Source organism: Streptomyces durmitorensis, assembly GCF_023498005.1.
Classification (GTDB): Bacteria; Actinomycetota; Actinomycetes; order Streptomycetales; family Streptomycetaceae; genus Streptomyces; species Streptomyces durmitorensis.
Map to the genome: position 1 here is coordinate 9252647 of NZ_CP097289.1, position 20266 is coordinate 9272912.

At 71.8% G+C, this 20266-nt stretch carries 19 protein-coding genes; 11 read left to right on the forward strand and 8 right to left on the reverse strand.

Annotation, left to right across the window (positions count from 1 at the left end; translation table 11 throughout):
- Window positions 1-91 precede the first annotated feature (91 nt).
- On the forward strand, window positions 92-1024 hold the full coding sequence (locus M4V62_RS40900) for a hypothetical protein (RefSeq protein WP_249592260.1): 933 nt from the start codon (window positions 92-94) through the stop codon (window positions 1022-1024).
- Between the two features lie 50 nt (window positions 1025-1074).
- Here M4V62_RS40900 and M4V62_RS40905 read toward each other — a convergent pair whose 3' ends face one another.
- The 3 genes from M4V62_RS40905 to M4V62_RS40915 form a co-directional block, all read right to left on the reverse strand.
- Window positions 1075-1434 carry a hypothetical protein gene (locus tag M4V62_RS40905; RefSeq protein WP_249592261.1) on the reverse strand — a complete coding sequence of 120 codons (360 nt, stop codon included), beginning with the start codon at window positions 1432-1434 and terminating at the stop codon, window positions 1075-1077.
- A 528-nt stretch (window positions 1435-1962) separates the two neighbouring features.
- Window positions 1963-3663, reverse strand: coding sequence for a SulP family inorganic anion transporter (locus M4V62_RS40910; RefSeq protein WP_249592262.1), 1701 nt, complete (start codon window positions 3661-3663; stop codon window positions 1963-1965).
- Between the two features lie 61 nt (window positions 3664-3724).
- Complete coding sequence (locus M4V62_RS40915) at window positions 3725-4141, reverse strand: DUF7144 family membrane protein (protein ID WP_249592263.1); 417 nt, start codon at window positions 4139-4141, stop codon at window positions 3725-3727.
- 160 nt (window positions 4142-4301) lie between these two features.
- Between M4V62_RS40915 and M4V62_RS40920 the strand changes: the two genes are divergently transcribed.
- A complete protein-coding gene (locus M4V62_RS40920; protein ID WP_249592264.1) occupies window positions 4302-5720 on the forward strand; it encodes an MFS transporter in 1419 nt (472 codons plus the stop codon).
- A gap of 31 nt (window positions 5721-5751) precedes the next feature.
- On the opposite strand, the gene M4V62_RS40925 is transcribed toward M4V62_RS40920, so the two are convergent.
- The 5 genes from M4V62_RS40925 to M4V62_RS40945 all read right to left on the reverse strand — a co-directional run bounded on the left by M4V62_RS40925 (window position 5752) and on the right by M4V62_RS40945 (window position 10006).
- The gene (locus M4V62_RS40925; RefSeq protein WP_249592265.1) at window positions 5752-6201 is read right to left on the reverse strand and encodes an RDD family protein; all 450 of its coding nucleotides are present in this window, start codon (window positions 6199-6201) and stop codon (window positions 5752-5754) included.
- Complete coding sequence (locus M4V62_RS40930) at window positions 6198-6734, reverse strand: hypothetical protein (protein WP_249592266.1); 537 nt, start codon at window positions 6732-6734, stop codon at window positions 6198-6200. Before M4V62_RS40930 ends, M4V62_RS40925 begins: the two co-directional genes overlap by 4 nt.
- A gap of 74 nt (window positions 6735-6808) precedes the next feature.
- The gene (locus tag M4V62_RS40935; protein ID WP_249592267.1) at window positions 6809-7660 is read right to left on the reverse strand and encodes a universal stress protein; all 852 of its coding nucleotides are present in this window, start codon (window positions 7658-7660) and stop codon (window positions 6809-6811) included.
- A 300-nt stretch (window positions 7661-7960) separates the two neighbouring features.
- Complete coding sequence (locus tag M4V62_RS40940; RefSeq protein WP_249592268.1) at window positions 7961-8824, reverse strand: universal stress protein; 864 nt, start codon at window positions 8822-8824, stop codon at window positions 7961-7963.
- Between the two features lie 597 nt (window positions 8825-9421).
- Complete coding sequence (locus M4V62_RS40945) at window positions 9422-10006, reverse strand: TetR/AcrR family transcriptional regulator (RefSeq protein ID WP_249592269.1); 585 nt, start codon at window positions 10004-10006, stop codon at window positions 9422-9424.
- A 138-nt stretch (window positions 10007-10144) separates the two neighbouring features.
- Between M4V62_RS40945 and M4V62_RS40950 the strand changes: the two genes are divergently transcribed.
- The 9 genes from M4V62_RS40950 to M4V62_RS40990 all read left to right on the forward strand — a co-directional run bounded on the left by M4V62_RS40950 (window position 10145) and on the right by M4V62_RS40990 (window position 20265).
- On the forward strand, window positions 10145-11011 hold the full coding sequence (locus tag M4V62_RS40950) for a class I SAM-dependent methyltransferase (RefSeq protein WP_249592270.1): 867 nt from the start codon (window positions 10145-10147) through the stop codon (window positions 11009-11011).
- A gap of 277 nt (window positions 11012-11288) precedes the next feature.
- A complete protein-coding gene (locus M4V62_RS40955) occupies window positions 11289-12848 on the forward strand; it encodes an extracellular catalytic domain type 1 short-chain-length polyhydroxyalkanoate depolymerase (protein WP_425575141.1) in 1560 nt (519 codons plus the stop codon).
- Between the two features lie 79 nt (window positions 12849-12927).
- Complete coding sequence (locus M4V62_RS40960) at window positions 12928-14373, forward strand: 3-hydroxybutyrate oligomer hydrolase family protein (RefSeq protein ID WP_249592271.1); 1446 nt, start codon at window positions 12928-12930, stop codon at window positions 14371-14373.
- Between the two features lie 152 nt (window positions 14374-14525).
- Complete coding sequence (locus M4V62_RS40965) at window positions 14526-16181, forward strand: ATP-binding protein (RefSeq protein ID WP_425575140.1); 1656 nt, start codon at window positions 14526-14528, stop codon at window positions 16179-16181.
- The gene (locus M4V62_RS40970) at window positions 16178-16624 is read left to right on the forward strand and encodes a roadblock/LC7 domain-containing protein (RefSeq protein WP_249592272.1); all 447 of its coding nucleotides are present in this window, start codon (window positions 16178-16180) and stop codon (window positions 16622-16624) included. The genes M4V62_RS40965 and M4V62_RS40970 overlap by 4 nt, the downstream gene beginning before the upstream one ends.
- Window positions 16621-16983, forward strand: a complete 363-nt coding sequence (locus M4V62_RS40975; protein WP_249592273.1) for a DUF742 domain-containing protein — start codon at window positions 16621-16623, stop codon at window positions 16981-16983. Before M4V62_RS40970 ends, M4V62_RS40975 begins: the two co-directional genes overlap by 4 nt.
- Window positions 16961-17629: a GTP-binding protein gene (locus M4V62_RS40980; protein ID WP_249592274.1), complete on the forward strand. Its 669-nt coding sequence runs from the start codon at window positions 16961-16963 to the stop codon at window positions 17627-17629. The genes M4V62_RS40975 and M4V62_RS40980 overlap by 23 nt, the downstream gene beginning before the upstream one ends.
- Window positions 17626-18927, forward strand: coding sequence for a cytochrome P450 (locus tag M4V62_RS40985; protein ID WP_249592275.1), 1302 nt, complete (start codon window positions 17626-17628; stop codon window positions 18925-18927). Before M4V62_RS40980 ends, M4V62_RS40985 begins: the two co-directional genes overlap by 4 nt.
- 75 nt (window positions 18928-19002) lie before the next feature.
- Complete coding sequence (locus tag M4V62_RS40990; protein WP_249592276.1) at window positions 19003-20265, forward strand: cytochrome P450 family protein; 1263 nt, start codon at window positions 19003-19005, stop codon at window positions 20263-20265.
- Window position 20266 lies beyond the last annotated feature (1 nt).

Genomic DNA, 20266 nt, shown 5'->3' on the forward strand with positions numbered 1-20266 from the left:
AGGGCGGGCCGCCCACCGGCTAGCATCGCCGAGTTCGTGCCACCCACCGGCCCGGGCATCGCGGCGCGGCGTACAGGGGAGCTGACACGGCATGAGAACGAAGAGCGCAGCGGCGTGGGCGGTAGCGGTGCTGATGCTCGGCGCAGCCGTCGGCGGCTGCGCCGAGCAATCGGACAAGGGACCGTCCGGCAGCAGCGCGAAGCACACGAAGTCCCACCGCGAACCCGAGGACAAGCCTGATTCACGGGTCGTCGAGGCCGACGACGACCACACCGTCCTCGAACTGTCCGACGGCCGGCAGGTGTCCCTCCGCTTCACTCGCCGCGGCCTGGAGGCGCAGCATCGCGACGCCTCTGACGACGCCTGGTCCGCCCGGAAGACGGTCTATGAGACCGGCACCAAACCGTGCGGCGGTATCAGGGCAAAGGCGTACCGGGACACCGTGTGGCTCGCGGCCGGCTTCGGCGCGCACTGCAGGGACGGCGACGAACCGCAAGAAGTGATCGCGGCCGTAGCCACCGGGGACCTCTCCTCCTGGACCACCGACCCGACCAAGAACACCATCGCCTGGCCGAAGGCCCGCATCCGCGACGGTGGCGCCCGAGTGGACTTCGTCGATCGCGGCATGGTGAGAACCACCACGCTGACCTGGCGCAAAGGCTCCGGATTCGCCAAGGTGGCCATGAAGTACAAGCCCATCCACCCCTGGTTCGTGGGCCGGTGGCGAGCCACGGACGGCAGCCAGCAGCTGACCATCCACCAGGTCGAGCCGGGCAGATGGGCACGCGTGGTCATCGAGTCCCGCACCGGCCCGCGATGCAAGGGCAGCGCCGTTGTCACCGGCATAGACCAGCACGACCTGTCCATGAGCAACTTCAAGCTCGATCAGGGCACCAGGACCGTCAACTGCCCGCCGGAGGAGCTCGAGTACTCCTTCGACGTGAAGTCCTCGGACGGCCCGCTGCGCCTACGCAAGATCGGCAACCACCCGAAGACCGTCCTTACCTATGAGCGGGTGGGTTGAGTGCCTGTTCGGGATCCCGCTGCTGATCAAAGACCCCGGGTAGAACCCCGTCATGGGCCCGGATGAACCCAGCGACCAAGAGCTGCCGGACGAGCAGGAAGGGTGGAAGGACAGCCCGGCCCGGCGGTAGTTCTCCGGCCAGCGGGAGGCGACCCAGCGGCTGTTGCGGACCGTCTCATACGGGATGCCGACTCCTCGGCCAGCAGGTGCAGCGAGGCCGAGACGGTGGGCAGGTCACCGATGGCGGTGGGCGAGCCGCCCGCCGGGCGCATCGGCTCCACCTCCAGCGCGCGGTCTCCGACGACGAACTGGATGCGCCGGTCGGTCTCCATCTCCTCGCGCAGCTCGGCGATGATCTGGTCGAACCGCTCGCGGGTGACCTGGCCTGTCTTCTCGCCGGTCTCGGGCATGGCAGCCACCACCCCACCAGGCGGGCCGGGGCGTCGGCGCGGTGCCGGCGGCGGGGCTCGGCCCGCACGACGCCACCGTCGACCCGCCGCAGTGAAACCGCAAGAATCGACTCCAACTGCCCGATAGAAGGGCGAATCTGACGGGGTGAGTCGTTCACGGTGCCGTCACTGTGACAGCTTGCTGAACGATTCCGCCCGGCGCCGCCAGGCCCGGGTCCGGCACCGGCCGGAGCGGAACACCGCGTCCTTGCGGCGCTCCAGCGAGGCGATCCACGCAGTCCCGCACTCCGGGCACTGCCGCATCCCCGCACCGCGGTGGACGGCCGCCCAGCGCCGCCGGACCCGAAGGCTGAGCTGCCATTGCCTGCAACGACACGTGGCGCAGCAGAACCGCGCGTCCGATCGCGTGTCCAGTGGCAGCCGGTCTCCGCACTGGGACACCGGCGGTCCTGCACCACTCCGAATCCGCCGGACACCTTCTCAGGCTAGGCCTCCGGCCTCTCCGAAGAGCCCTTCCCAAACAGGCACTTAGGGCGTCTCGCCCCAGTCCACGCCGTTGTCCGAACGGAACGCCTCCACGGCGGCCTCGACGGTGGGGTGGAAGCGGCGCGCGTCGAAGGTACGGGTCAATCCGTAGCGCTCGATCTTGTGCCGCACCGGGTCCTTGAGCTCGGCGAAGACCAGGCTCACGCCGAGCTCGAGGAGCGCCGCGTCCAGCTCCTCCAGGATGTCCGCCGCGGTCGTGTCGACGTCGGTCACCGGTTCGGCCGCGATCAGGACGCACCGCGTCGCCGGTTCTGCGCGGGTGTACCGCAGGACCTCTTCGCGGAACGCCTTGGCGTTGGCGAAGAAGAGCGGCGCGTCGAAGCGGAAGATCACAAGACCCGGCAGGAGCCCGGCACTCTCGTGCGACCGCACGTCGTGGTAGCCCTCCACGCCTGGCACCCGCCCGAGGACCGTGCTGTAGGGCCACCAGGCGCGCCGGAAGACGTTCAGGATGGACAGGCCCACCGCGACGGCGATCCCCGGCAGCACACCGAGCAGGGCCACCCCGAGGAAGGCCGCGACGGACAGCCAGAACTCCGCCTTGCGCTGCCGCCACAGCCGCCTCGTGCCCGCGAGGTCGGCCAGCGAGAGGGAGGCCGTGATGACCACCGCGGCGAGCGCGGGCTGCGGCAGATCGCTGAAGAGCCCCGGCAGCAGGACGAGCATGAGGACGATGAGCGCCGCACCGACCACCCCGGTCAGCTGCGTCTTGGCCCCCGCCCGCTCGGCCACGGCCGTGCGGGAACCGCTGGTGCTCACGGGGAAGCCCTGGAACAGACCGGCGGCCATGTTTGCCGTGCCGATCGCGATCATCTCGTCGTTGCCGCGGACCTGTTGCCCGGTGCGGGCCGCGAAGGCCGATGCGTTGGAGATGGTGTCGGCGAGGGACACCAGGGCGATGCCGAGGGCGCCGACGAACAGCGGGCCCAGATCGCCCCAGCCGATGTGCGGGACCGTGAACGGCGGCAGCCCTTCGGGGAGTCGGCCGACGGTCTTCACCCCGTGCTCGTCCAGATCGAGGACGACGGACACGGTGATGGCCAGGACCACCATGACGAGGACGGCCGGGATCTTCGGCATCAGACGTTGCAGGAGCAGGATCAGGAGGATGCAGCCGCCGCCCACCGCGACGGCGGCCGCCACCGTCCGCCCGTCCGCCACCCCCTGGACGAAGGCGTCCACTTCACCGATCAGCCCGTCGGCATCGGTCGAGAAGCCGAACAGTTTCGGCAACTGCCCGATGAGGATGGTCAGGGCCAGGCCGTTCATGTAGCCGATCATGGTGGGCTTGGAGATGAGATCGGCGACGAAACCGAGCCGCGCCACCCCCGCGAGGAGCGTGATCGCGCCGACCATCAGGGCCAGCATCGAGGCCAGCGCGATGGCGCGTCCGCTGTCCCCGTCGGCGGCGAGCAGCGGCAGGACCGTCGCGGCGATCATCGGGCCGAGCGAGGAATCCGGACCGAGCACCAGGACGCGGGAGGGCCCTGCCACGGCGTACGCGAGCAGACAGAGCACGGAGGTGTACAGACCCGTGATCGGCGGCAGTCCTGCCAGTTCGGCGTAGGCCATGCCCTGCGGCACCAGGAGTGTGCTCAGTACGACGCCTGCGACCACGTCCTTGAACAACCACTCCCGGCGGTAGTTCCGCAGGGTCCTGACCCCGGGCGGCGTCCCGTGCACCGGCGTCTCACCTCTGCCCGGCGCCCGTGGGCGCGCGTCCGTCCCTCATGGGCCACCTCTGCTAGTAGACGGTTTCCTTCTTGACCACGCACAGGGCCCAGATGATGAACCCGTTCATCGCGATCAGGGTGATGGACCAGACGGGGTGGTAGGGGAGGGACAGGAAGTTGGCGATGATCATCAGGCTGGCGATGATCACGCCCAGGATCCTGGCCCACTTCGCGGCGACGAGCAGGCCGAAGCTGATGATCACGGCCACCGTGCCGATGAGCAGGTGGATCCAGCCCCAGGCCGTCAGGTCGAACTCGAAGGTGTACCCGGGTGTGGCGAGGAAGATGTCGTCCTCGAGGACGGCCATGAGACCACGGCAGAAGTCCATGGATCCGGAGAGGAACAAGAGAACCCCCGCGAAGATGGTCAGCCCGCCGGCCGCTATCTGCGCGGTGCCGGGGCGATGGTGCTGAGTGGTCGTGGCCATGCCGGGACCTCCGTAGTCGAGGAGGGTGCCGATTGCACCGCTGTGCCCCGAGTGTTGCCCCCGGCAGGTACCCCTGGTCGTCACCCTCCGGGGGTGACGCCGCAGGGCGGGCGTCCCACGAGGCTGGCCGTCGTCCGGCCGGCGACAAGGAGGCGAGGCGATGACCGTGCCGTCCACACCAGACGGAGCAGGCGCCCGGCAGGAGAAGCGCCCCTGGCCGCGTCAGGTGCTTCTGCCGCTCGCACTCGCCCAGTTCATCTGCAGCTTCGCGGGCTCGAACATGAACGTCATGATCCAGGACATCAGCGAGGACCTGGACACCACGGTGCAGGGCGTGCAGACCGCGATCACGATCTTCCTCCTCGTCATGGCGGCCCTGATGATTCCGGGCGGCATCCTGACCGACCGGTACGGCCGCAAGCGCTGCCTCGTCATCGGCCTCGCCGTGTACGGGGTCGGCGCGCTGCTCAGCGCGGTGGCGCCCGGCCTCGGCGTCCTCATCCTGGGCAACTCGATCCTGGAGGGCGTCGGCACGGCCCTGCTCATCCCGCCCGTGTACATCCTCACCACCCTCCTGTTCACGAACGTGGCCGACCGTGCCCGTGCCTTCGGGGCGATCATGGCGATGGGCGGCATCGGTGCCGCCGCGGGGCCGCTGATTGGAGGCCTCATCACGTCGGCGATCAGCTGGCGGGCCGCCTTCGTCTTCCAGGCCCTGGTGGTCGCGGTGATCATCGTGCTGACCCGGCGCATCGACGATCCGCTCCCCCCGAACCCCGGCCGCGTCTTCGACACCGGCGGCGCGGTGCTGTCCGCGACCGGTCTGGTCCTGGTCGTCATGGGGATCCTCGCCGCCGACGACAACGTCTGGCTGATGAGCGGTCTGCTGCTGGTCGGCGCCCTGCTGTTGGTCGGCTTCTTCCGCTGGATACGGGCGAAGGAGCGCGCCGGGGCCCAACCACTGCTGCGCACCGACCTGTTCCGCAACCGCACCTCCAACCTCGGTCTGATCACCCAGCACACCCAGTGGCTGATGCTCATGGGCGTGTCCTTCGTGGTGGCCGCGTACCTCCAGGTCGTCCGGGGGTACAACGCGATCGACACCGGCGTGATCTTCAGCGCGTCCACCCTCGGCCTCCTGGTGTCCTCGCTGGGCGCCGCGCGCTTCGCCAAGAAGCACGAGCAACGCACGCTCGTCATGACCGGGTTCGCCGTGACGGTCTGCGGCATCGGTCTGCTGCTCGCCATGGCCCACGGTGAACCGAAGGCCTGGACGTCCGTCCCCGGTCTGCTGCTCATCGGCCTCGGGATGGGGGTGATGCTGACGCCCTCGGTCAACGTGGTGCAGTCCAGCTTCTCCGAGGACCAGCAGGGCGAGATATCCGGCCTCTCTCGCAGTGTGTCGAACCTCGGATCCTCGGTGGGCACCGCGATCGCGGGAACCATCCTGGTCGCGGACCCGGCCGTGGGGCCCTACGCCGTGGCGCTCGTGGTGCTCGCCGTCATCGGGTTCGGAGGGTTCGCCGCCGCCGCCAAGCTGCCCCGGGCTCCGGCCCCCGCCCCCACCCGGCAGGGGTGAAGCCGCCCGCTGACCGCACCGCGGGACGGCGTCAACGCCCGTCGTAGCGGACGGCACTGGCGACCATCAGGTCCTGGAGCGACGCGTGCCGTCTGCTGAAGGGGATCCAGCACAGCCCCAGCGGGAACGTCACGCACAGCGCTGCACGCACCAGGGCGCGCGGCAGCCCGAGCAGCCGGCCGGCGCGGCCGGTGACGCGCAGCCCCATCAGCATGTCTCCCGCCGTGCGCCCGATCGCGGCCCAGGAACAGCCGAGGTACAGGACGGCGAGGGTCCACCCCGCCGCGCCGGAGATCCAGCCGGGGAGTTCGGGGAACCGGAACGGGGGCCCGGCGACGAGGAGTTGGACGCACCCGGCACCCACCTGGACCGCGAAGCCGAGCGCGGCGACGGCCAACGCGTCGAGCACCGCCGCGACGCCACGCGACACGATCCCGGCCGGTTCGGGCCGGGTCCCGGACCCGAGCCCTGTAACGCTCACCGCGCACGCCCGGGCGGCGGACCGTCCCCCTGGCCCTGCGGCGGCCCCGCACGCCCGAGGAGCCGGTCACTGAACCGGTTGACGCCCCGGTCGCCGCGCCTCCCGAGCAGCCGGATCGCGTCGGCGGTCTCCGCCGCCATCCCGCCCCCGGTGTCCCGGACGATCCGCCCGAGATCGATCTCGGCCAGCACGCCGCCGGTGAGTCCCACCAGATCGATCCGGACGATCACCGCGTCGACGTCGACCCGGTCGGCGACCCGATCGACGTCGACGCGGTCGGCGATGCGGTTCACGTCGACCCGGTCGGCGATCCCCTCCACGTCCACCCGGTCGGCGACGCGCCGCACGTCGACCCGCTCGGCGATCAGGTTCACGTCGACGCGCGACACGAGGTCGTCCAGGTCGATGCGGTCGAGCACCGCGCCGGCCACCGCACGGATCACCGTGGTCGCCGCCTCATCCATGATTCCCAGCACTCCCCGCGCCCGCCGGACGACGAAGTTCAGCGGGCCACCCGCGTTGTCTTCAGCCATCCGGTGATCGCAGCGCCGACCGGGATCCCTGACATCCTCCGCCGCGGGTGAGTCTCCTCCGCGGGGGCGGTCCCTCAGTAGTGCGGGACGACGACGACCGGGCACCTGGCGTGGTGGATCGCCGCGTGCGCGGTCCGTCCGAGATGCGGCCCGGCGGGGATGCGGCGGCCGACGACCAGCAGACCGGCGGTCGAAGCCGCCCTGACCAAGTGGTGGCCCGGCAGACCGTGCAGGAGCCGCTCGGTGACCTGTGTGCGGGGGAATTTGTGCCGCCAGGGGGTGAGTACGGCCGCCAGAAGGCGCGACTTCTCCTCCACGGGGTCGATGGCGTCCGCGGAGGGGATCAGGGGCGCGGTCCAGATGTGCACGGCATGGAGCGGCGCTTGGCGGGATGCCGCCGCGTCGAAGGCGTACTCGAGGAGTTCGTCGTCGGGGCGGTCGAGGTCGAGGCCGAGCACGACCGGGCGGCGCGAACCGCCCGCGCCCCGGTGTTCGTCGGCGGGGTGGTCTCCCGCCCGGACCAGAGCGACGGGGCAGGCGGCACGCGCGGCGACGGCCAGCGCGACCGAGCCGACCAGGACCCCGGTGAGCGCGCCGAAGCCACGTGAGCCGAGGACGAGCAGAGCCGATGATCTGGCCGCCGCCGACAGCGCCTGCACCGGTGGTCCTGTCACCTGCTCGTCCAGGATCCCCAGGCCGGGGTGCTCGCGGGAGAGCCGGAGGACGGCCCGGTCGAGCGCGCCGTCCTCGCGGTGGAACGGGACGTCGATCTCCGGCGGCCGACTGCCTTCCACCGGCGGGTCGCAGGCGTGGACGAGGTGGAGGGGCAGGTCACGGCGCAGGGCTTCACGGGCTGCCCAGCCGGCGGCGTCCAGGCTCTCGGGCGAGCCGTCGATGCCGGCGGTGATGGTCTGCTGGGTGGTCATGGTGCGTACCTCCGCGATGCGTTGGGGGCGTCAGCCGGTCCAGGCCCCGGCGGCGGCCTCCGCCGCCTCCGGCGGTGGGCGAGTGCCTCGTGCCCGGGAAACCGGGGTGGCTTGATGTGCTCGGCCCGCAGCGGTTCGGTCAGCAGAGGCATGCTCGTCCAGTAGAGAGGAGTGCTCATCCGGTAGACCTGGCCGACGGCCGGATGGCTCGCCGCGCGCCACGAAGCGTCGAGGGCTGTCGTTCGGATTCGTGTCACGTTGCCTCCTGCATACGGGAGTTCAGGCCGTGTGCCCGAGCGGTCAGGCGTGCGGGACGACGGCCACCGGGCAGGCCGAGTGGTGGAGCAGGGCGTGGTTGACCGGGCCGAGCTGCATGCCGACGTGCCCCCTGCGGCGACGGGCGCCGATCACCAGGAGATCGGCGTCCCGGGAAGCGGCGAGGAGCGCGGTGCGCGCGTGGCCCTCGACCGTCTCGCTGCGGACCGTGATCTCGGGGTGGGCGGCCCTCGCGTCCCGTACCGCCTCCTCGACCAGCTCCGTGGCCCGGCGCTGGTGGTCGTCAGGCGCCGTCGAGGGGGAGCCGGGGATCTCCCGGGCGGGGCGGCGCCAGGCATGGACGACGGTCACGGCGGCGTTGCGCGCCGCTGCCTCACGGAAGGCGAACTCCACCGCACCGTCCGCCTCTTGAGGGGCGTCGACGCCGACGACGACGGTGCGGAACCCGCCCCGCAGACTCTTCTCGCCGCCGCGTACGACGAACACGGGCGAGGTGGCGTGCGCGGCCACCGACAGGCTGATCGAACCGAGCAGCAGCTCGGCGAGCTCGCCGCGTCCCCGGCTGCCGACCACCAGGGCACAGGCCTCCGGACTGATCAGGGCGAGCGCGACGGCCGGGTCCTCGGGCAGCACCTCACTCGTCACCTTCACGACGGTGGTGCGGTGCAGGGCGCGTTCGACCGCCGAAGCCGCGATGTGGTCCGAAAGGGCCTGTACGGACGTCCGGTTGATGTCGAAGGACGGTTCGTGCCCCTCGTACCACTCCCACCTCGACGCATGGACGACATGCAGCGGCACCCCGCGCGCCGCGGCCTCGTCCACGGCCCAGTCCAACGCGCGCAGGCTCGGATCCGAGCCGTCGACTCCGACGATCAGGGGCTTGTCCACGCTGCAACCGCCTTCCGGCACGCCCCTGCAGGGGCCCTGCTTCGGACGGTTCCACCGAGAAGGCCGACCGGGGAGGGGCGAACCGGCCTCGGTAGGGGAACGGTTGACCGCTGCGCGCCGCCTCCCCGGGCACGGTGCGTCGGCCCCTGGTCGCGGCGGGTTACCGCTGTGGCTGGCAGACCATCCGGCCCGGCGTCCTCGTCCCACGTCGCATCCACGACGCCTTGCCCGGCCTTCGCCCATGGCGCCTGCCCGCCGGTGCGTACATCGGACCCCAGTACCTTGGCCACACGCCCCACGTCGCTTCTCTCGGGGTTGCCCGGAGTGCGAGCGCGGGAAGCGCGATGATTGCCCAGTTCAGCGGCGTGCGCCCGTGGGCGGTGGGTGCGCGACAGGTGTCGCGGACCGAGGCGGCTGCCCGATGCTGTTCTTCGAGTGCCTGTGGGCGCATCTGGCCGGCGGCTACCTCATCCAGCGCTGGACGAGATCGCTCGCTGACCGGGGCTGTCCTCACCAGGAGCCCGCCCCGAGCCCCCTGGCACCCACGCGATTCACGCCAGGACCACCAGGCCGTTCGCGCGACCCGTCGGACACCGCCTAGGCGTCCACCAACGCGGCCACCAGGCGCCTCATAGGGGGCCGCGGGTCAGATGTGCCCGGCCAGCTGGTCATCAGGAGGTGGTGGGCGGTGCCGACGATGGCGAGGGCCACCGTGCACGGGTCGACGGTCTCCGCCACCCGGCCAAGTCCCTGCTCGTCCTTCAGGTAGCCGGTGATGGCCTCCTGGATCGCGGCGAAGCCCGGCGCCCCTCCTTCCAGGGCCTCGCGGATGCGCAGCGCGGCGGCGGGGCGGGTCATGGCGAGGCCTGAGATGGCGGGGCCGCCGGAGGCGAACAGTGCGAGGGCGACGGCCTCGAGATTCCCTGCCACCGTGCCCTGCCCGGCGAGCCCCGACAGTGCCTGCGCCTTCGCGGCCGTCCGCGCGAACCGGTCGAGGAAGAACTCGGCCACGAACTCGTCGAACCCCGCGAAGTGCACATGCAGCAGCCCCTTGGCACAGCCTGCCTCGGTCGTGACGGACCGGCTGGTGAGCGCGCCGGGCCCGTCCCTTTCCACGACGCGCTCGGCGGCCGCGAACAGCCGCTCGCGTACGTCCGGCGTCGCTACTCCGCGCGGTGACATGGGCCCTCTTCCGTTCCGCCTTTCGCCGCCCTCACGGCGCACAACCCCTCGGATAGTAGCGGGGATTGCCAGTTTGGGCGCGCGCCCATACTGTTTGGGCGCACGCCCATTCTCCGTCATCCACCACAGGAGGCACCCGTGCCAGACATCATCAACACCGAGCAGGAACAGGCATGGAACGGCCCCGAAGGTGCCCACTGGGCCCGCAACCAGGACCGCTGGAACGCCGTGAACGAGGGCTTCAACGATCCTCTCCTCGACGCCGCCGGAATCACCGGGGACCACCGGACCCTCGACCTCGGCTGCGGCACCGGGCAGACCACACGCCTGGCCGCACTCCGGGCACCCCAAGGGCGCGCGCTGGGCCTCGACCTGTCCGGCCCGATGCTGGCCGAGGCCCGCGCCCGCGCGGAGCGAGAGGGCATCACCAACGCCTCCTTCACACAAGGCGACGCGCAGACACACCGCTTCGAGGCGGGCGCGTTCGACTCGGCGATCAGCCGCTACGGGGTGATGTTCTTCGCCGACCCCGTAGCGGCCTTCGGCAACATCGGCCGGACGCTGCGACCCGGCGGGCGCCTGGCATTCGTCTGCCCGGCCGATGCCACGCTCAATGACTGGGTGGCGGCGATGGCAGCACTGCGCGACTTCCTCCCGGTCGGCGACTTCGGGCAGCCGGGGCTGCCCGGCATGTTCTCCCTGGCCGCCACGGACCGTATCCGCGAGGTCCTCACCGCGGCTGGATTCACCGGCATCACCATCAACCAGACGCAGGCCTACGGGGCATGGGGAGACGGAGCCGAGGACGCGGCGGAGTTCCTGCTGGGAACGGGCCCCGGTCGTCACCTGATGGAGCAGGCCGACGCGACTGCACGGGTCCTCGCCCGCCGCGCCCTGACGGACCATCTGCGCGGCCACGAGGCGGCGGACGGCATGGTCCGGCTGCGCAGCACGTCGTGGCTGGTCACCGCAGACCGCCCAGCCGGCCCGTCGGACAGGCCCTAGGTGTGAACCAGCGCCCGCCGGTGGCCGTCCCGTCCGGCCTCGCGGACGCCCCTGGTCACCACGCGGCGGACGCTGATAGCACGGACCGATGCTGAGCGGCAACAGGTCCGACACCAGCGGCAGTTGACGGCGTTGTGGCGGCCGTCGCCATTCTGCCCCGGTTCCGGTGGCTCCTACGGTTGCCGGCACCCCGGCGTACCGGCCCACGGCAGGAGTGGACGGTCCGGGGTCGCGTGATCCGCCCCGGAGAGCGCGTCGCACTCCGTCGGGAGCCGCCATGCCGTCGTACGAGAGACGATTGAATCCCCAGTCGAATCCCCAGTCGAATCCGCAGTTGAATCCGCAGCCGTCCGCAAGGCCCCCTGCCCGAGCGGCGGCCCGGCGAGGGCCATGGCGCCGGGCCCTGGGGCGGGTGACCGCCGTCGTGGGCCTGGTCGTGGCCGCAGCGGTGTGCGCGCCGTCGCCCGCCGCGCAGGCGGCTCCGACGTCCGTCGCCCTGGAGAAGGTCGGCAACTTCGGCGCGAATCCGGGCAGTCTGAACATGTACGTGTACCGCCCGACGAGCCTGGCGGCCGAGCCCGCGGTGGTGGTGGCCCTGCACGGCTGCGGCCAGAGCGCCCAGCTGTACGCCGACAACGCAGGCCTGGTGAAATTCGCCGACCAGCACGGCTTCCTGCTCGTCTTCCCCGAGCAGACGTCCGCCAACAACAGCAGCAAGTGCTTCAACTGGTTCCAGCCGGGAGACACGCGGCGCGGCCAGGGCGAGGCGGCCTCGATCCGCCAGATGGTGGCGCACGCCGGCTCCGCGTACGGCGCCGACCCGGAACGGGCGTACGTCACCGGTCTGTCGGCCGGCGGCGCCATGACCTCGGTGATGCTCGCCACCTACCCGGACGTGTTCAAGGCGGGCGCCGTGGTCGCGGGCCTCCCGTACGCCTGTGCCGACGACGTGCTCTCCGCCTACAGCTGCATGAGCCCCGGCGTCGACCGCACCCCCTCGGCCTGGGCCCAGGAAGTCCGTGACGCCCACCCCGGCTACGGCGGACCCTGGCCGCGGGTGGCGATCTGGCAGGGCGACAACGACCCCACCGTCGCCAAGAGGAACGCCGACGAACTGCGCGACCAGTGGACCGCCGTCCACGGCCTGGACCAGAGCCCGGACCGCACCTCCGCCATCGGCCCCAACTCGACCCGCAGGGAGCAGTACCTCGGGACGGCCGGAAGCGTCGCCGTGGAGGTCGACCGGGTGCCCTCCATCGCCCACGGCACCCCGGTCGACCCGGGAACAGGGGCACAGGAGTGCGGTGCGACCGGGACGGCGAACTTCATCGACTCCATCTGCTCCAGCTACTGGATCACCGGCTTCTTCGGCCTCGACGGCTCCGACCCCGGCGGTCTGCCCGCCCCGGGCGGCCTGGCCGCGACCGGGGCGACCGACACGTCCGTCACTCTGAACTGGAACGGCGTGACCGACGCCGCGTCGTACGCCGTGTACCGGGACGGCACCCGTATCGCCACGCCGAACCGGCCGCCGTTCACGGACACCGGCCTCAGCCCCGGCTCCGGCCACACGTACAGCGTGGCCGCCCGCGACACGGCCGGCACGGAAGGCGCGCGGTCGGCCGGGCTCACCGCCTCCACCACGGGCTCCACCGCCAAGTGCTGGACGGCGAACAACTACCAGCACGTCCAGTCGGGACGAGCCACCACCACCGGCGGCTACGTCTACGCCAAGGGCTCGAACCAGAACATGGGCCTCTACAACACCGCGGTGACCCACACCCTCAAGGAGTCGCCGACCGGCCATTACGTCATCGCCGACGGCACCTGCTCCTGACGGTCCCCACGCAGCCGCCGCAGTCGGCCGTACGTGTTCACGTCCCCCGGAGGTACCCGTGCCCGCCACTGATCCGCCCATGGATCCGCCCAGACCCCTGCCCACAAGGGCGCGTACCGCGCGGTCGCTGCGCAGCGCCCTCGCCCTGACGGCGGTGCTCGTCACCCTCGCCGCGGTCCCGGCCGCCGCCGAACAGTCCGGCGGTACCCACGGCGGCGACGCGCGGCACTGCGCGTCCTCGGCGAGGCTGAAGGTGCCGGGCGCCGAGCGCCAGGTCAACTCCTGCCTGGCCGAGTTGACCACCGCGGGGACGGTATCCTCCGGCCACACCGACCCGGCCGACTGGGCGGGGCTGACCCCTGCGGGCCTGACGACGCCGCGCGGGGTGCCCGGCATACAGATCGACGGCTACTTCCCCGACACGTCGGCCACCAACACCAACCACGGCTGGAAGCACGACGCGCAGTTCGTCATCCGCCTGCCCGACCGATGGAACGGCGGCCTGGTGGTCGCGGGTACACCCGGGGTCCGCGAGCAGTACGCCAACGACCGGGCGATCGGCGACTGGGTGCTCTCCCAGGGCTACGCGTTCGCCTCGACCGACAAGGGCAACACCGGCGCGGCCTTCCACCGGGACGGGGCCGAGCCGGGCGACGCGATCGCCGAGTGGAACGACCGCGTCACTCAACTCACCCGCGCCGCACGGACGGTGGTCGCGCAGCGGTACCACAGGCCACCCGCGCGCACGCTGGCCACCGGCATGTCCAACGGCGGGTATCTGGTGCGCTGGCAGCTGGAGAACCATCCCGAGCTCTACGACGGGGGAGTGGACTGGGAAGGCACGCTGTGGCGGACCAAGGGCCCGAACCTGCTCGACTTCCTGCCGCCCGCGCTGCGTGCCTATCCGCTCTACGCGGCGGGTGGTGAAGGAGCGGGCAGAGCCCATCGGGAGATGGTCGCCGCCGGCTTCCCCGCCGGTTCGGAATTCCTGTGGCCCTATCACCACCAAGTCTACTGGGACCTGACCCAGCGGATCTACCGCGAGGAGCTCGACCCGGGCTACGACGGTGCGACGGAGGCCGGAACTCCCTTCTGCGCACCGGGGACACCGGCGTGCGACGCCGACTACGCGTACGCGACCCGGCCGCGGGAGGTCCGCGCCGCCGTGCGCAAGATCGCCCTGACCGGACGCATCGGCAAACCGCTCATCACCGTGCACGGCACCCTCGACGTCCAGCTGCCCATCAGCAGGGACTCGGACGTCTACGCGAAGATGGTGCGCGGCGCAGGCCGCGACGATCTGTTCCGCTACTACCGCGTGGAGGGCGGCACGCACGTCGATTCGCTAGTCGACACGTTCCCGGACAAGCTGCGGCCCCTGGTGCCCTGCCACCGCTCGGCCTTCACGGCGATGGCGGCCTGGATCGACCGGGGCGAACAGCCGCCGCCCAGCCGGACCGTGCCGCGTCCGGATGCCGCACAACCGGCGGCTCTGCTCGCCCGATGCCCCCTCGCCAGGCAGTGATTCCGGCCAAGTCCCGGCAGGGGGAGGTGGTCCGGAAGGCAGGATTCCTCAACGACGAGCCAAAAATGCCGAGTTGACCTAAGATCGCCTCGCTCCCTATTCGTAAGGGAGTTCGGTGCTTGCGGGGAGGGTTCGTTCGTTGTGGTGAAGGTGTGCACGATCGCCGGGTCAAGTGCGCCGTGGTGAGCCGTCTCAAGCGCGGGTCCGTGGGCCGCGAGGCCGCGGTGTGGCTGGTGGCCGTGGTCCTCGCGATCGCGGGTGCGGTGCTCGCCGCCCTTGACGCGGCGGCCGAGTGGCGGCAGGTCCTGGCCGGTGGCTGCGCCGCGGTCGCGGTGCTCCTGATCGCCTGGGTACTGGTCCTGGTCCGGCAGCTGTCCGCCGAGCGGGCGGAGCGCGCCCGGCAGGAGCGTGTTGCCGCGGTCCGTGAGGCGGAGGTGACGCACCTCGCGGGCGTGCGGCTTCCGGCGATCGCGGAGAGGGTGCGCGCCGGACAGCGACTCGAGGGCGTGCCGGGGCCGTTGGCCCCGCCGGGGGAGACCGGTGAGGAGTTCGCCCGGGCGCTGGCGGCGGTGGCCGTGGCGCTGGGTTCGGACGAGGCGGTACGCCGCGAACGCGGCCTGCGGGACTCGGTGCAGGCCGCCTTCGAGTCCGTCGCACGCACCATGCATGCGATGGCCACGGTGCAGCAGCAGGTCCTCGACCGGGTCGAGCGCTCCATCGACGACCCGCACCTCATGGGCGAGGTGATGAAGGCCGACCACGCGGCCGCGCAGATGACCCGCAAGGCCCAGACACTCCTGGTGATGTGCGGGATCTGGCCCGCCCGCCGCGAGACACGGCCGGTCTCGCTGTACGACTGCGTACGCGGCGCACAGTCGCGGATCGTGGAGTACAGCAGGATCGAGGTGCACGGCGGACAGACGCTCTACGCGGTGCCGCCCGCGGTCGAGGGCCTGATGCACGCCATCGCCGAACTCCTGGAGAACGCCACGGTGTTCTCGCCCTCGCGCTCCCACGTCGTCGTCACCATCCGCGAGGTGGGCGCCGGAGCGGTCCTGGAGATCGACGACGCAGGGCTCGGCATGCCGCCGGACGTGCTGCACCGGGCGATGGGGCAGCTCCGCGACGACCAGGACCTGGCCCGTCTGGGCGCGGTGCCCCGCCTCGGCCTGGCCTGCGTGGGCCGCTGGAGCCGGGAGCTCGGCTTCAACGTGGAGCTGAGCGGGGCCTCGGCCTACGGCGGCACGCGCGCCGTGACGTTCGTGCCGTTCCGGCTGCTCACCGAACCGCCCTCGCACCTCACGGGGTCCCATCGCGTGAGCGCCCAGATGGCGGCGGCACCGGGGCAGGCCGCCGAGCACGAACCGCCCGTGGGCCTTCCCGCGCGGCAGCCGACGGCATCCGGCGGGGCTCCGGAGCACGGCGGCGCGCCGGTGCACGAACAGCATGATCCGGCCGAGCACGTGGAGTTGTCCGCCCGGGCCGCGGCACCGGGCACACCTCCCGTGAGCGAGACAGTGGCCGGCCTGCCCCGGCGGCGGAACCGGCGCCAGGCGGGTCCGGCCGCCGCCCGTCGGCCGGTTCCGCCGCCGAGCCAGGCGCCCCCGGCCGCACCCGCTGCCCCCTGGACCCCGGAGGCGGCGCGCGCGTCCATCGCCAGCGTGGTGTCCGGTTCGCTGCGCGGCCGCGCGGCCCTCGACGCGGACCGGGCCCCGGCGCCGGACGCGAACCCGTCGGCGCAGCCCCCGCAGACCGTGACACCGTCACAACCCCCCACCCCCGACGAGCAAGACGGAGGCCGGCAGTGACCGGAATCATCACCCCCCTTCCCGACCTGGGCTGGATGCTCCGCCCGCTGATCGAGATCCCCGGGGTCCGGCACAGCGTGGTGGTCTCCGAGGACGGGCTGCGGCTCGGACACGCGTCAGCGGAGAACCTCTCCGGCCCTGTGGCCGACCTGAGCGTCGCCGAGGCCGAGTCCCTCTCCGCGGCCTGCGCGGCGATGACCATGACGGGCCGCTCGACGACCTCGCTGCTCTTCGGGTCAGGCGCCGGCGTACGGCAGTTGATGCTGGAGTCCGACCACGGCTTCGTGCTGTTCACCCACGCCGGTGTGGGCGCGCACCTGGGGGTGGCCACCGACCTGGAGGCGGACGTCGGCCTTGTGGCCCAGCAGATGCAGCTGCTCGTGGTGAAGATCGGCGCGCATCTGAGCAGCAAGCCGCGGGATCCGGCCGCCGCGGCGTCATGAACGGCCCAGGGCCACAGGAGCCGAAGGCCTCGGCGATCCGCCCGTACGTGATCACTCGCGGACGGGCGGCGTCCGACACGGAGGCCCTGGCCTGGGAGTCCCTGGTGATGGCGACGGACGCGCCGTTCCCCGCGTCGCTCCAGCCCGAGCACCAGACCATCCTGGCGCACTGCCAGGGGCTCCTCTCGGTGGCCGAGGTGGCCGCCCACATCGGCCAGCCCCCCTCGGTCGTACAGGTGCTGCTCTGCGATCTCCTCGAATGGGGGCTCATCGTGACCCGCCCGCCCGTGCCCCCGGCCGAACACACCGATGTGACCATGCTCAGAAAGGTCCTCCATGGTCTCGAAAGCCGCCTCTGACGCGCCGTCCCAGGCCTCGCAACCATCCGGCGCCGAGGCCGCTCCAGGGCCCGGGGCCAGTTCGGGGGCCGGGTCCGGGAAGTACCTCACCTCCAGCGTCGCGGGCGCCGCCAAGATCCTGGTCGTCGGACCGCTCGGGGTCGGCAAGACCACCCTGATCGGCACCGTCTCGGAGATCAAACCCCTGTCCACCGAAGCCGTCATGACCCAGGCGGGCGCCCGGGTCGACACCGTCGTCGCCGACGGCAAGACGACCACGACCGTGGCCCTCGACTTCGGCCGGATGACCATCGACGGCGAGCTGGTGCTCTACCTGTTCGGCACCCCGGGCCAGCAGCGGTTCCTGCCCGCGTGGCGGGACCTGGCCAAGGGCTCCCTCGGTGCCCTCGCCCTGGTGGACACGCGTGACCTGGAGGCGTCCTTCGACGCCCTGGGCAACCTGGAGGAGCTCGGGCTGCCCTTCGCGGTGGCCGTCAACGTCTTTCCCGGCAGCCCCCAGTACGGCGCGGACGACCTCAGAGCGGCCCTCGACCTGCTCCCCGACACCCCCGTGGTGGCCTGCGACGCACGTGACCCGGCGTCCTCGGTCCGGGCCCTGATCGCCCTCGTCAGCCACCTCATCGACGTCGCCACGGAGACCCCATGACCTCGCCCCACGCCGCGGCCGGTCCGCCCGCACGCTGCCCGGTCAACGGAACCCCGGCGCCGACGACCGCGCTCTACGGACCCGACCTCGACGGCGATGCGTTGCCCGCCCTGTACGAGCAACTGCGCGGCGACCACGGACCGGTGGCTCCCGTCACCATCGCCCCGGGCGTCGACGCCTGGCTCGTCATCGGCCACCGTGAAGTGCTTCAACTGACCCGCGACGAGCAGGACTTCTCGCACGATCCGCGCCGCTGGAGCCTGCTGCGGGAGGGGCGCGTGCCCGCCGACTCGCCGATCCTGCCCATGGTCGGCTGGCGGCCCGCCCTGCTGTTCGCCGACGGACAGCAGCACCGCAGGATGCGCGCCGCCGTCTCCGCCGCGCTGGCCGGTATCAACGGCCACGAACTGCGCCGCACCGTGCGGGCCACGGCCGAGCAGGTGATCGTGGCGTTCGCGGAGCGCAGCGAGGCCGACCTGGTGGCCGACTACGCGCGCAAGCTCCCGATGCGCGTCATCACCGAGCTGCTCGGCCTGGACGACCAGACCGGACGGCACCTCGTGGAGGCCGTCGCCGGAACGGTCTCCGCCACCAGCGCCTCCGCCGACGCCAGCAAGCGCATGGGCGCGATCCTGCTCCACCTGATCGAGGAGAAGCGGCGCCGGCGCGGCAACGACATCACATCGGCCCTGCTGCACCATCCGGCCCGGCTCACCGACGAAGAGGTCCTGCACAACCTCGTGGTCATGTTCGTCGCGGGCAACCAGACCACCGTCAACTGGATCGCCACCACCCTGCGCATCCTGCTGTGCGACCCGGAGTTCCGCTCCTCGCTCACCGGCGGCCACCTCAGCGTGGACGACGCACTCGACGTGGTGCTGTGGCGCTTCCCGCCCACGCAGAACTTCCCCGCCCGCTACGCCACCCGCGACATGACCTTCGGCGGGCAGCACATCCGCACCGGCGACATGCTCATCCTCGGTCTGGCAGGGGCCAACGCCGACCCGCAGATCCTCCCGGACGACGGCACACCGGTCGTGGGCAACCGTTCCCACCTGGCCTTCGGGGCGGGCCCGCACATCTGCCCCGCCCAGGACCCGGCCCGGCTCATCACCCGCACCGCCGTGGACACGATCCGCCACCGGCTGCCCGACCTCGAACTGGCCATCCCCCAGGGCGAACTGGAGTGGATCAAGTCGCCCTGGAGCCGAGGCCTTGCCGCGCTCCCGGTCCGCTTCACCGCCCCCGTCCTGCCCCAGCATCCCGCGCCCCTGCCGGACCATCAGCCCGTGCGCTGACCGGACCCGCACCGCCGGCCCGCCCGGCGCGTCCATCGCCGCCGCCGATCCGCCCCCTCGACCAGGAGAGCCCCGTTGAACGAGTCACCGGTGAACACCGCAGCCGACCAGCCGCACCGCTTCGACCCGGCCGGCGGCTGCCCGCACGCGGACAACGCCCGGCTCCTGTCACGCGGCGCCGTCACGCACGCCGTCCTGCCCGGCGACGTACAGGGCATGGCGGTCCTCGGCCACGACGCGCTCAAGGAGTTCCTCGCGCACCCCGATGTCGCCAAGAACGCCGAGCACTTCGCCGCCCTGCAGGCCGGGGAGATACCCGACGGCTGGCCGCTGAAGACGTTCGCGACGGTGCAGGGCATGACCACCGCCGACGGCGCCGACCACCGCAGGCTGCGCTCCCTGATGGGCAAGGCGTTCACCCCGCGCCGGGTGGCGGAACTCCAGCCGCGGATCACGGCCCTGACGACCGATCTGCTCGACGGCCTCGACCAGGCGGCCGCTGCGGGCGACGGCATCGCTGACCTGCGCAAACACTTTGCGCTTCCGCTGCCGATGGGCGTCATCTGCGAACTCCTGGGCGTGGACGCCGAGTACCACGACCGCCTGCACCACCTCTCGAACCAGATCGTCGCCACCGACATCGGTCCCCAAGAGGCGATGGCGGCCAACAAGGAGATGGTGGAAGTCCTCGGCGCCGTCGCCGCCGCCCGTGCCGCGAACCCGGGGGACGACCTCACCACCGCCCTGATCGCGGCCCGGGAGGAGAACGGCGACCGGCTCAGCCCGCACGAGCTGCTGGGCACCCTGATGCTCACGATCATCGCCGGGCACGAGACCACCCTCAACCTGATCACCAACGCCGTACGCGCCCTGTGTACCCACCGCGACCAGCTCGCCCTGGCCGTGGCCGGCAAGGTGGCGTGGGCCGACGTGGTGGAGGAGACGCTGCGCTGGGACAGCCCCGTCAGCTACTTCCCCTTCCGGTACCCGACCCGTGACCTCACGCTGGACGGCACCGTCATCCCCCAGGGCACCCCCGTCCTGGCCGGATACTCCGCGGCGGGCCGCGACAAGCAGGCCCACGGCCCCGACGCCGACCGCTTCGACATCACCCGCGACAACACCACCACCCGGCACCTCTCCCTGGGCCACGGCGCGCACTTCTGCATGGGCGCCCCGCTGGCCCGTATGGAGGCGACCATCGCCCTGGAGCAGCTGTTCAGCCGCTTCCCGGACCTCGACCTCGCGACGCCGGAACCCGAACTGCCCCGCCACGCCTCCTTCGTGGGCAACAGCGTGCAGAAGCTGCCCGTACGCCTGCGCGCCCCGCGGCCGTAGG